This window comes from Mucilaginibacter kameinonensis, from assembly GCF_003675385.1.
GTDB classification, from domain to species: Bacteria; Bacteroidota; Bacteroidia; order Sphingobacteriales; family Sphingobacteriaceae; genus Mucilaginibacter; species Mucilaginibacter kameinonensis.
The window spans coordinates 127,378-140,967 of record NZ_RCWZ01000001.1; the positions used below are offsets into that span (position 1 = coordinate 127,378).

General features: G+C 44.8%; 7 protein-coding genes. 1 reads left to right on the plus strand and 6 read right to left on the minus strand.

All coding sequences use genetic code 11. The features are described 5' to 3' along the window. Window positions 1-15 precede the first annotated feature (15 nt). From EAH55_RS00520 to EAH55_RS00545, 6 genes are all read right to left on the minus strand, one after another. Window positions 16-2,298 (minus strand): GH92 family glycosyl hydrolase, encoded by a 2,283-nt coding sequence (locus tag EAH55_RS00520; protein ID WP_121808049.1) that lies wholly within the window; start codon window positions 2,296-2,298, stop codon window positions 16-18. Window positions 2,299-2,634: 336 nt separating this feature from the next. Next, a complete protein-coding gene (locus EAH55_RS00525) occupies window positions 2,635-4,821 on the minus strand; it encodes a hypothetical protein (RefSeq protein ID WP_121808050.1) in 2,187 nt (728 codons plus the stop codon). Window positions 4,822-4,897: 76 nt separating this feature from the next. Then, window positions 4,898-5,647, minus strand: a complete 750-nt coding sequence (locus EAH55_RS00530; RefSeq protein ID WP_121808051.1) for a DUF3823 domain-containing protein — start codon at window positions 5,645-5,647, stop codon at window positions 4,898-4,900. A gap of 13 nt (window positions 5,648-5,660) precedes the next feature. Then, the gene (locus EAH55_RS00535) at window positions 5,661-7,571 is read right to left on the minus strand and encodes a RagB/SusD family nutrient uptake outer membrane protein (protein ID WP_121808983.1); all 1,911 of its coding nucleotides are present in this window, start codon (window positions 7,569-7,571) and stop codon (window positions 5,661-5,663) included. A 13-nt stretch (window positions 7,572-7,584) separates the two neighbouring features. After that, window positions 7,585-10,758 carry a SusC/RagA family TonB-linked outer membrane protein gene (locus tag EAH55_RS00540; protein ID WP_162996701.1) on the minus strand — a complete coding sequence of 1,058 codons (3,174 nt, stop codon included), beginning with the start codon at window positions 10,756-10,758 and terminating at the stop codon, window positions 7,585-7,587. Between the two features lie 522 nt (window positions 10,759-11,280). After that, window positions 11,281-12,468 (minus strand): class I SAM-dependent rRNA methyltransferase, encoded by a 1,188-nt coding sequence (locus tag EAH55_RS00545; RefSeq protein WP_121808984.1) that lies wholly within the window; start codon window positions 12,466-12,468, stop codon window positions 11,281-11,283. Window positions 12,469-12,633: 165 nt separating this feature from the next. Between EAH55_RS00545 and EAH55_RS00550 the strand changes: the two genes are divergently transcribed. Continuing rightward, a complete protein-coding gene (locus tag EAH55_RS00550; RefSeq protein ID WP_112575697.1) occupies window positions 12,634-13,488 on the plus strand; it encodes a DUF2911 domain-containing protein in 855 nt (284 codons plus the stop codon). Window positions 13,489-13,590 lie beyond the last annotated feature (102 nt).

Below are 13,590 nucleotides of genomic sequence, written 5' to 3' on the forward strand. Positions count from 1 at the left end.
CAAGAGGGGAAATTTTTATTTCTCTTTATCGTTGCTCATTGAATAAGGCACATCGGCATCTTTTGTACCGCGGTCTTTGTTCGGAGTGGCCTGCATATCAAAATCAAGCACGGCGCCGTTTAACAAACCTTTGTGGCTTAACCAGTTATTGCTGTATGGTTTACCGTCAACTGTAAGTGTATTTACATACCTGTTTTCGTCGCTGTTTTTTGGCGCGTTGATGGTGATGGTTTTACCGTTCTCTAAATTAACAGTCACTTTTTTGAATAGCGGGGCACCTAATACATACTGGTCGCTGGCCGGGGTAACCGGGTAAAAACCCATGGCCGAGAAAATGTACCATGCAGATGTTTGCCCGTTGTCCTCATCACCGCAATAACCATCTGGTGTAGCCCTGTAAAGTCTGTTCATAGCTTCGCGAACCCAATATTGGGTTTTCCATGGCTGGCTTGCGTGGTTGTAAAGATAGATCATGTGCTGAATTGGCTGGTTACCATGAGCATACTGACCCATACCGGCAATCTGCATTTCACGGATCTCATGGATCACCCCGCCATAGTAGCTATCGTCAAATACCGGCGGCATTTCAAATACCGAATCCAGTTTGGCCGCAAATTGTTGCTTGCCGCCCATCAGGTTTATTAAACCCTGAATATCGTGGAACACACCCCAGCTGTAGTGCCAGCTGTTACCTTCGGTAAAGGCATCGCCCCATTTAAACGGATTAAACGGCGTTTCAAAAGTACCGTCCTGGTTTTTACCGCGCATCAGTTTAGTTTGCGGATCGAACAGGTTACGGTAGTTCTGGCTACGTTTTTTATAGATCTCAATTTCCTTTTTAGGTTTACCAAGAGCTTTACCTAACTGGTAAATGGCAAAATCGTCATAAGCATACTCTAAAGTACGTGCAGCGTTTTCATTGATCTTAACATTGTATGGCACATAACCTAAGGTGTTATAATATTGCACTCCACGGCGACCTGTAGCGCTAGGACCTTCGTTGTTAGCACCATGTTTAAGCGCCTGGTATAAGGTTTCGATATCATAACCACGCAGGCCTTTCAGGTAAGCTTCAGAAACTACCGATGCCGAGTTATTACCGATCATACAATCAGCATAACCAGGGCTCGACCACTCAGGTAACCAACCACCTTCTTTGTAATCATTGATCAAACCTTCCTGCATTTCTTTGCTGATGGATGGGTAAACCAAATTCAGGAAAGGATAAAGCGCCCTGAAAGTATCCCAAAAACCGGTGCCGGCAAAAAGGTATCCCGGCGCAACTTTACCGTTGAACGGGCTGTAGTGTACATTTTGTCCGTTAGCATCAACTTCGTACATTTTGTTAGGGAAAAACAACATGCGGTAAAGGCTGCTGTAAAAAGTACGGGTTTGATCGATGGTACCACCTTCAACATTCAGGCGGCTCAGGGTTTTATTCCAGGTGTCTTTAGCTTTTTGGCAAGTTGCAGCAAAATCATCGTTACCCAATTCACGTTTCAGGTTAAGTTCGGCCTGCTCAATGCTGATAAATGACGAAGCAACTTTTAAATGAACTTTTTCGCCTTTAGCAGTTTTCAGGGTGATCACCGCGCCGGCATGGTCGCCGGTATACTCCAACTGACCTGCATCTTTTTTCCAGTCATGCCATGCCGATGCCAGCGCGAATGGTTTATCTACATAAATAACAAAGTAGTTTTTGAAGTTGGCAGGTACGGCACCGCTGTTCTTGGTACTGTAGCCAACAATTTTTTTCTCGCCAGGGATGATCTTTACGTAAGATCCTTTGTCAAAAGCATCAATTACGATGTGCGAACTGTCACTTTTAGGGAAAGTGAACTGGAAACTTGCCGCACGCTCGGTAGGTGTAATTTCTGTTGTTACATCATAATCGGCCAGATAAACGCTGTAGTAATACGGTTTTGCAGTTTCAGCTTTGTGCGAGAACCAGCTGGCGCGATCTTTTTCATCGAGCTTTAGTTTGCCCGTTTCCGGGAAAACAGAAAACATACCGTAGTCATTCATCCATGGCGATGGCTGGTGCGTTTGTTTAAAACCGAGGATCTTATCGGCATCATAGGTATACTGCCATCCGTTACCCATGGTTCCGGTTTGTGGTGTCCAGAAGTTCATACCCCATGGCAGTGCTACTGCCGGGTAAGTATTACCGTTGGATAACGACGGCTTTGATTGTGTACCCATGAGCGGGTTGATCAGATCGACAGGTGACGACACCTTTTCTTGTGCCGAAAGTGCTGCCGGTAAAAAGGCAAACGCCAGGAGAAGTAACTTTTTCATTTATTATTATGGGTGCTTTATTTTCAAATCATTACATGATTTAGTACTCAAAGAAATTTAAAGTGGGGGATTGCGCGATTCCCTCCCTTGGGAGGGTGCAGGGAGGGGTTAACTGCTATGCATATTCGCTTAGCGAGACATATAACCCCTCCCTGCCACTTCACATCCTAACACACCCCTCCCAAGGGAGGGAACTATTTTTCTTTTCTCAATAACCGATGTTCAATACAAGGACAATTTTTTTGAGCGAATGTACAGACCAAACATCAAAAAACTTCCGCACATGAAATTTCATGTACGGAAGCATAAACCAACTCTCTCTCAAAAAAGATTCTTTTACCATTTAATGCTCACCTTAATACCATCGGGGCTGTTGGCAAAGCCCAGGTACAAGGTGCTTGATGATTTATCCCACGAGGATTTTACATCAGTAATGGTTTTTCCTGTATTATCGGTAACTACTGTTGCCTTTGGTTGCGCCGGCAATAAAATCCGGGCGCTGTTTAATGTATTGATAGGGCTTTTGGTTACAAAAGTATAACTACGGGCTGTTGTTGCTTCATCATAAACCCTTGAAGCAGACGTAAGCACTTTTGGCAACTTTTTATTAGGTACACGATTTACCACATATAATAAAGCCTGCTCACCAGGGTTAATAGTTTTTTCGGCAAGTACAGGCAACTTCGGATCGAAAAGATCAATAACCGGGCCTTTTACTGTGTACGGTTTGCTATCGGCATTTTCGTCCATCACGGCAATTACATCATAAGGGCCACGCTCCAGGTACATGCTATTTTTAAATGGCAGGGTACCGCCCTTAGCATCTTTTTCGTAAGCTTGTTTTACCGTTTTGATGAAGCCATCATCATTACCGGCCTGCATTACATACTCTTTAGGGTTTTGCCTTAACACGTAAACCGCGCCTTTACCTACAGCAAAACGCTGATCATCGCCGGTTGGGTTGATACCTAACAGCTTAAATAGGTGCTCAGATGGGGCTTTAAAATTATTGCCTTTAGTATCCCACCATTCCATTACTGATTGGTACGGATCATCATCACGGCCGGCATAGATCAAAACACCACCGTTTTTTACCCATTCGGCCAAATGCTCGTGAACCTCGGCCGACACCGGCTTCATATTAGAATAGCTCATCACCAAAACTTTGATTTTCTTTAGCGATGCCGCATAGCCTAAGTTTTCCATGTGTACAGTTTGTACCGGAACACCACGTTTTACCAGCGGCAGGGTTTGTCCATAAAAGTTGGAGAACTGCGGATCTTCAAAGCCGTTATGCGTAGGGAACCGCTGGAACATAAGTGTATTGCTCATCAGCACACCGATGCCATTAACACCGGAAACTTTGTTTGATGAAACGGGCATATCATTCAGCGCGTTCACCATGATCTGCATCTGGGTTGAATAAAACTGCGGGATCAGTGTTTTTTCGTTAGTGCCCAATACCGGGTATGGATGCGTGTAGATGCGCTCAGGCCATGGCATTACCTCATAGTCGGCAACCATTGGGTACAACAGTTTGGCGGTAAAGGTAGCCTGGTAGTTACGCTTGTAATCGCTCCAGTCATGCACGCGGTCTTCAATAGGGTCGGTAAGGAAAAACACCTTACGGCCGGTTGGCGCGGTCATTGATACTACCGAACCATATTCCAGAAAGGCGTTCTCGAATACACGTTCTTTTCTTTCGCCGTTAAAATATGTAGGCTCACGAGAGGTGCCTGTCCATACCTGGGCAATATAGCCATCGATACCCGGTAATGATGCCAGACTTGCCTCCGGACTTACAATTTGCCATGACGAGTAATTTACCAGCGAGTGCGTTGCAATGAACACTTTAATTTTCATTCCCTTGCTTTTACCGTACTCTTTGGCGTATGATGATACCTGTTTTATAGTTTCATAATACAGGTTATATTTTAGCTTGTTTGATAAGTATGTATTTTCAGCAGATGCATCCTGTGGTTTCCATGGGAAGCCATAATATTTTTGCCATTGTTCTTTGAAGCCTGCGCTGTAACCTGCACGGGCCCAAAACTCCGGTTCTTCTAAAAAAATGTTGGTAATACCAACGTCAATCACCCTTTTTACCACGGCCGTTTTCATGTATTCGATAAACGAATCATCGGGCACCACGTAAGGCATATCCTTACCATGGAAAATGGTATCCCCTTTTTGTGTTACCTGCCCTACACCAAGATGGTTTTTGCCATCCCATTTACCCAAAAAGTAATCTTTGTAATCGCCCCAGGCAATACCGGTCATGAAGTTTACATCATAACCGCGGTCGCGCCATGATTTAACGCGTTGTTCAAAGGTCATGTTTGGGTGATCATTAGTGCCATAAACAATAGCAATATCCGAGCGCACATCAATCTCAGGCCTCCACGGGCTACTGGTTTGGAACGCTGTTTTCTCTTTCAACGATGCCGGTTTCGGGTTAGTCCCCTGTGCAAAAACCCCGGCAGCAAATGCAAGTCCGCAACAAAAAAGTAGCGTGTTTTTCATAGTTGTGTTTTGTTAAAACTGTGTTTGGGAGAGAACCACTCCCACGGCCCCTCCCTCACACAGGTATTATTTATTTTTACGGAACCTTTACCTCTTTAACATCGGTATAGTTGTAGTAATTAAGACCATAAGAAATTCTTGCACCTACACGTACAAAGTAACTCCTTTTACCAGGCAGCGCGCCGCCAAGTGTAGTAAGGCTAACTGTTTTTCCGATGGTATTATTTGCATCGTTACCGCTCAATTTAGGCGTATAACGATTATCGTAGTTATTATTGCCAACGTAGTTGTTTGAGTTAATAAATACCGCTACGTCGCTCACGTTTTGCTGAAAATTAGCATCGGCAGTACCACGGGTAATTTTAAAGCTGGTGGTGATGGTGCCATCGGCATTTAAAACGGGATCGCCCGCCCATTCTATTCTTAAAAACGGTTCAACCGAAAAGTTTACGGTGGTTACGTCTTTAACGTCAACTGTTTGGCTTTTATCAACAATGGTTTTACCGGCATCGTCAACTTGTACCAATGGCACAAAAGCGCCCTCGGCCGAAATTACGTTTTTACCGGCAAACAGTTTGGTGTTTTGATAAGTACCATCCTGGTAAGAAGATATGTAGAATGGAGTGGGGTTAGCGCTCCAGCTTATCTCCAACAATTTGATACGGGTGCCAGAACCTTGCTCTGTTTGTAAACTTTTACCGGTACCGGCATCAGTTACAGTACCTTTTAAGGTAACATTAGGGGCGGCATAATTATCAACCTTTTTGCATGAGCTGCCTGCAGCAACCAATACACTTAATGCTATGCTATAAAATAGTTTTTTCATCTCTCTCTTTAAATTAATAACCCGGATTTTGAATTAAATTCTGGCTTTTCTGGATCTCGCCCTGCGGAATCTGCTCGTAGTACCAGCGCACATCAAATGTGTAACGGGAATTACGCTCATCTAAACGGGCATCGAAGAAGTACTTATTGTCATTAGCCGAATAGAAAGGCATCAGCGTACGATAGATAGTGCTGTTTTGCTCTTTGTCTGCAACTCTCCAGCGGCGCATATCCCAGTATTGTTTGTTTTCAAAACCAAGCTCTTTTTTACGCTCTTTACGTACCACGTCGATGGTTACACCTGCAGTACCGGTTAAAAGATCGGCACCGGCGCGCTCACGGATCTGGTTGATCTGAGTAAACGCATCCTGAACATAGCTCTTATCAGATTGGCCAAGCGCGTTCAGCTCTACAGCTGCCTCAGCGCGGTTAAGCATTACTTCGGCGTAACGTAACTCGATCCAGGTTTGATCGGCCCGGTTTTCCAACACTTCGGATGTTGGCTTGTCCGGTACGATGTATTTACGGATAGAGAAACCAGACACCGAGCAAGTACCATCACCGGTAAAGTAACCGCTTAAGCCGGCAGGGTTCATGGTTGTACCGTTTGGCAATTTGTAAGGGGTTTGGCTGGCATTGGCCGATTGTACAATGTTATCAGTTGGGTAATGAGCAGTTGAACCTGCAGGCAACAGCGGACTGATACCACCTGCCGAAGGACCGGTATAGATACCCCTGCGAATTTCGATGCTTACACCTTTCATGATATCACCCGGGAAAACCACGGTTGCCCTTAACCTTGGCTCTGCGTTGGCAAACAGGTCCATAGTGTTGGTGTACAGATCATATTTGCCACCGGTTGTAGTTTTGATAGTACCGTCAGCGTTTTTAGGGAGACCGTCAAACATTTCCACAAAGTCAAGAGTTGGATTAACTTCTGATGAGTAACCGTTAGCACCCATTAACTGGCGTGGCACATTGTAGGCATCATAGCCGTGTACCGATTCAGGGTAGTGATACTGGCGTACAAATATGTTTTCGGGGCTTGAAGCATCAAAAAACATGTTTACGTAGTTTTGGTATTGCGCGTTTTTATCGCCTGCAGCCCATGCTTTTTTGTATAAGCTGTACTTACCGTCTACTAACACCGCTGCATCATAAGCTGCTTTAAAGTAGGTAACCGCTTTTGCTGCAGGAATACCGCAAAGCCTGTTGCCGCTGGCGTCAACCAATGAGATCTGGTTGTATTTAGCAACTGTACCTGCATAAAGCATTGCCCTTGATTTGAAACCGGCAGCCGCATATTTATTTGCCCTGCCTGCCTGGTTAGTTTCAGGCAAATTGGTATAAGCATAATCCAGGTCGGTACCTATGAAATCATAGATCTTTTCTTCAGAGGTACGAGGGATCTTTAATTCCTCGATGCTTTGCTCCGGGTAGTTAAGCACTTTATCAACAAGTGGCACACCACCGTAACGTTTAACCAGGGCAAAGTAAGTAGCCGCACGCACAAACCGTGCTTCACCTAACCAGTTATTTACTTGATCAGGAGTAAAGTTGCTTGCATATTTAGGCAGGGTTTCAGCAAAGTAGTTGGCATCCCTAATAACCCTGTAGCAATCGCCCCAGGTTGAAAGACCTGTGTTTTCCTGCATTGATCCGTTCTGGTCGCGGCTTAAGGCCTCACCGGTAGTTGCACTGGTAGGGCTGATGATCCAGAACATATTTAAACCTCTTTCGGGCGAATACCTGAAATCTTCAATAGGCAATTCACTGTACAGGCGGGACATGTAGGCCTGAATTCCCGCAGCGGTCGAAAAAACGTCGGCATCTTTAACGATGCTTGGAGGCAGGGTATCCAGCTTTTTACATGCCGTTGTCCAGCAAAGTAAAAAAGCCAATATCGTATATGTGTATTTTTTCATGATCTGTAATTGATTATAGTTTAACATTTACACCAATTGAATAAATCTTATCTAATGGGTATAAATAACCGTAGTTTGCTGATGGGTGCTCAGGGTCAAGATATTTCAAACCAGTAATGGTTAATATGTTGTACCCGTTTACAAAGATCCTGGCACCTTTAATACCAACCTTTTTGGCGGCTCCTGCAGGAATGCTGTAGCCAATCTCGGCAGATTTTAACCTCACGTAAGCCGCGCTGTGGATATTTGACAGCGAGTTAGTGTTAGCAGTTGTACCGGTAAGTGCAAATGTGCCCGGAGTCCATACAGTATTCGGATCATAAGGATCAGCTTTAGGATCGGTTGGGTGGTATCTGTCCATAAACATCGAAAGCGCGCTGCCTCCACCCCATAGCGGGATGTTCAATTGTTCGATGTATGATACATTGATGCCTGTAGCGCCTTGCCATACCGTGTTAAAGTCGAAACCTTTGTATGAACCGCCCAGCGTTAAACCAAATGTGGTTGAAGGCGTGCTGTAATTGTTGTTACTTACGTTTTGGGCAATTGGGTGCACGTCCTGGTCGTTGATTACACCGTCGCCATTCCAGTCTTGCAAAATATAGTCACCAACAACGGCGTTACGTGATACAAATTGCGGGCTGTTCAGGATCTGCTGATAGTTTTGGAACTGGCCATCGGCACCATAACCCCAGAATATGTTGTTATAACGGTTGTCGTTATTGTTGTGCCAGTTAAGCTGTGAGTTGCCGTAGGCTGAATGTATTTTGCTAATCCACTTGGTGCGGGTATAACCGAATGTGCCTTTAACAATATAATTGAAGTCGCCGATATGGTAACGGTGGTTTAACTCAATATCGAAACCCTGAGCGCGATCGCTGTTAAGGTTTTCCTGCGGTAAACCGGCTCCTACTACACCCGGCAGGTTATCAGCACGGGTATCAAGCAAGCCGCTCCTGTCGCGCCTGAAAGCATCAACAGTTAAACCTAACAAACCATTCCAGGCCTGTAAGTCGATACCGGCGTTGTATGTTTTTGCAACATACCAGAAAATGTAAGGGTTGGCAATGCCACGGCTTTGCGCGCCGTTAACAAATGTACCGTCAAATACCGAACCAGGAGGCAGGCGGTTGTTATCACCATTAGCAGGGTAGTTATAACCGGTAAGATACTGATAAGCATTAAGACCGGCATCATCACCCAGTTTTGCATATGATAAACGGATCTTCAAGTCATCGATAAATGAAAGGGCTTTAGCATTTTTCCAGAACCCCTCTTGTGATACCCTCCAGCCTGCAGACGCACCCGGGAAGAAGCCCCAACGTTTAAGCGGAGAGTTTTTTGAACTCGCATCATCCCTGAAGCTAAACTCAACCAGGTATTTTGACTTATAATCGTAGTTTACACGACCAACAACTGACTTATTTACATAGTCATAAGGCCATCCGCCATCAACCGTAGCAGTTTGGTTTAAAGCGTTACCTGCCGATAGCTGATCTACAGGCAATGAAAGCTGACGCTGCGCGTTGAAGTTATCGCCTTTTTGCTCACCTTCTTCATAAAGTGCTAACGCGGTGATGTTATGACCTCCTTTAAATTGCTTAGCGTAGTTTAACGACAATTGCATTAAAGTACTTGGTTTTTCATAAAACTGGCGGGTAAGTGAACCCGGAGTTTGATTAGCTATAGCCTGGTAGCTATTGCTATTGGCATCATAGTTATACTGGTTGTATGAACGCTGATAGATCTTGTTACTTGAAAAATAATAATCATAGTTATACAAGCCCTTAGCACTTAAGCCAGGTACAAAAGGTACATTGTACGTTGCAGATACCGAAGACTGTAACCACTTGTTAGCAATTTGTTTGTAACCATCAACACTTGCATCGGCCATTGCAACAGGGTTTGAACCATCAACCTCGCCATTGTTCAGGTATGCCGGGTTGTTATTGGCATAGATGCTTTGAGTGGGTACCTGCCTCCAGAATGAACGGATAATCCACCAGGCATCCTGGTAAGGCTGATTTTTTTGCTCAATTGTACCGCTCAGGTTAACATCAACCGTAAGGTTTTTATTGATTTTAGTGGTAAGGTTCGAGCGCAGGTTATATTTCTTGTAGTTAAGATCACCGCTTCTGAAAAAGCCATCCTGATCTGTAATACCCATACTCACAAAGTAGCTGCTGTTATCGGTACCGCCTGTAGCGTTCAGGTTGTGCTGTTGCTGTGGTGCGCTGTTGGCGAAAACCGGGCTATACCAGTCAGTGCTTTTCTTTGTACCGTTTTTGTAAGCTGCAAAATCAGCATCAGTGTATTTCACTTGTCCGCCGTTAACGTTGTGCAAAAGCTGCTCGTTAACAAGGGTCATGAAATCAACAGCGCCAACAGGTTTTGGCATATACGATGGGATCTGCCATCCATAAGTACCGGAATAGTTAAGATCAACCGCTCCTTTTTTACCTTTTTTGGTAGTTACGATAACCACACCGTTTGCAGCACGCACACCATAAATGGCAGCCGAAGCGTCTTTCAGTACCGAAATACTTTCGATATCGTTTGGATCAAGACGGGTAATGTTATCACGCGGGATCCCATCAATAACAACCAGTGGGTTACCAAAACCACGGATATCGAAAGCATTGCTGAATGAGCCCGGTTCAGATGTGTTTTGCGTGATACGTACACCCGCAACTTTACCGGCAAGCATATTCAGCACGTTCTCGTTTTTGGTAGTCACAATCTCGCTGTTGGTAACCGATGCAACCGAACCTGTAACGGTGGCTTTACGTTGGGTACCATAACCTACCACTACCACCTCGTTCATGTTGGTAGCATTTGGCTGCAGCTTAATGTTGATTGTTTTTTGGTTACCTACGTTTACTTCCTGGGCAACGTAACCCAAAAAAGTAAATACCAGCGTTTGGCTTGGCTCGGCACTAATGTTAAACTGTCCGTTAACATTAGTGGTTGTACCGTTGGGTGTGCCTTTGAGCTTAACGCTTACACCGGGCAGGGGCTGCCCGTGCTCGTCATTTACTACGCCGGTTATTTTGCTCCCCTGAGCAAAAGCCGAAGTACACATGGCTAAAAATAAAAGGGCGGTTATGCAGCATTGAAGCATCCCTTTAATTTTAGCACGATAACGGACGCGATGGCATCCATCATAATTGGTAAAATTTTCGTACATAAATAATTGGTTAATGGGTTTATAACTCTTGCCAAAAAGGGAAGCAAAAACCATTAAACAGGGATGGTTAAACCCGCTTAATTTTTATCATGTTTTCCATTTGGCGGGACAATGATATAGCGGGTGGTATTAAAACAAGGGTTAAAAAAGGGGTTAATTCGGCTAAAATTTTATTAACCGTGCAAAAATTAACCGCTTTTTTAAGCGAATAGAAGGATAATAACGAAAAACCGCCGCAGATTTAGCGATAGCGTAACCTGTGGTGGCTTTTAACGAGGTGTATAAAAACATGTCATTGCGAGGCACGAAGCAATCGCACGGAAGCATGACCGCCGCTCTGTATAGCATGCGATTGCCACGTCGCGCCCACGCTCATTCTCGTTCTGCTCCTCGCAATGACATGATTTTTATCTGCTCAACAACTATTGGGTGGAACTATGTTTTAGTATTAAATGCCGAAGGCCTGTTTTGCTACGCAAAACAGGCCTTCGGCTAAAATTCCCCCTTTAGGGGGTTAGGGGGCTAAAACACCCGGCAAAGCAAACCTTTCAGATATTCACCTTCTGGAAAGGAAGCACGTACCGGATGGTCTTCGGGTTGATGGAACTGGTAAATGAACTGAACTTGTTTGCCGGCATCAAGCGCGGCCCAGGCAATAACCTGTTTAAAGGTTTCCATATCCATAGCACCAGAGCAGGAATAAGTAGCCAGCAAACCGCCCTCGTTAAGCAGCAGCATCCCTAAACGGTTTAAATCTTTATAAGCCCGCGACGCCCGGGTGAGTGCCGAGCGCGATGGCGCGTATTTAGGCGGATCGAGTACGATTACGTCAAACTTTTCGCCCTCATCCCTGAATTTACGCAACTGTACATTCACGTCTGATTTAATGGCTGTATGTTTGGTTGCATCCAATTTATTCAGTCTGATATTTTCCGCTAAAGTTTCAATGGCCAGGGCTGAGCTATCCACGCTGGTCACTGATGCCGCACCTTCTTTGAGGCTGTTCAGCGTAAAGCCGCCGGTGTAGCAAAAGCAATCCAGCACTTTTTTCTCCTTAGCGTGCATGGCCAAAACGTGGCGGTTATCACGCTGATCGCAATAGAAGCCTGATTTCTGGCCTTCGGTGATATTGATGCCGTAAATTACATTGTTCTCCAAAACCTCTACCAGTTCGGGTGGAGGACTACCGGCAAGCACTTTATTCTCCGCTTCGGCCAAACCCTCGTGAGCACGGGAAGCATTATCGCTTTTATCAGAGATGCTTTCAGGGTTAAGCAGCCTTTTTAGTTCATCTATAATAACAGGCATTACATTTTGAATACCTGAGGTAAGTACCTGTACTGCCAAATGGCCGGCATATTTATCAACAATAAGTCCCGGTAAATAATCAGATTCACTAAAAATGAGGCGGCAGGTATTGGTGCCGTTAGCCAGAATGCTATCACGGCTTTTTACGGCTGTCGCTACCTTTTCGCGGAACCAGGCTTCGTTTACCTGCACATCTTTGTTCCACTCCAACAGGCGCAACGTAACCCTCGACTGATCGTTATAAAAACCATAGGCCATAAATTCGCCCTGTGTATTTACCAGGCGCACCACATCGCCATTGGCGGGCTTGCCCTTTACTTTTTCAATCGCTCCCGAAAATACCCAAGGATGCCTTTGCAGCACTGCTTTTTCTTTGCCCTTCTTTAATATAACGTCAATCATGGGTGCAAAGGTAATAAAGCGCTGGCAATTTTGACTTTGTGGAAACGCGCCATCCATTTGCTGCGTATTTATGATATGGCTTCTAAACCTTGAAAATATTTTTACGTCATACACAATAATATCCGCATTAAAACATTTGGTATCTTAGATTCGAAAACTATAATCATGAAAAAAACTTACGTACTCCTGTTCAGTATGCTGATAGCATGCTGTTGTTTCAGTTCAAAATCATACGCTCAGATTCCCCGCATACCTGAAGCAAGCTCAACCCAAACCATTATCCAGGATTTCGGATTAGGAAAAGTAACCGTAACCTACTCCCGTCCAAATGTTAAAGACCGCAAAATATTTGGCGGCATTATCCCTTACGGCGAAGTTTGGCGCACCGGAGCCAATGCCGCAACTGTAATCACCTTTAGCGAGAAAGTTATAATTGAAGGCAATCCCGTACCCGCAGGTACTTATTCGTTATTCAGTATCCCTAATAAAAACGAATGGACCATCATCCTTAATAAAACTGTAAAACAATGGGGCGCTTACAGCTACAAGCAAGACCAGGATTTCCTGCGTTTTACTGTAAAACCTATCCGCGTAAGCGAAAAACGCGAAACCTTTACCATGGCCTTTGTTAATTCAACCACCAAATCAACCGACATGGTTTTGGTTTGGGACAAAACCGCGGCCTATATCCACATGGAAACCGACGACGACGCCAAAATCACAGCCAATATTGACGAGTTGATGAAAGGCGATCGTAAACCATATTATTTTAACGCCATCCAGTACTATTACGAAAACCATAAAGATGTTGATAAGGCATTAGGCTGGGTTTACGAAGCCGAAAAAATCGAGCCGAAAGGTCCGTGGTACAAACTATGGGAATCGCGCTTATTGTTACGCAAAGGCGATAAAGCCGGGGCCATTGCCGCTGCCGAAGCCGGTATAGCCTTAGCTAACGCCGATAAAGATGAAGAATACGCCCGATTGAACCAGGAAGCACTGGATCAGGCTAAGCAATAAGGTGATTGGGGATGTACGATTCCCCTCTTGAGAGGGGTGGAGGCGTGTGTTTCTGCGTTGATAAGCCACTCGGATAACACACCCCTGCTAACGCTCTCGCCT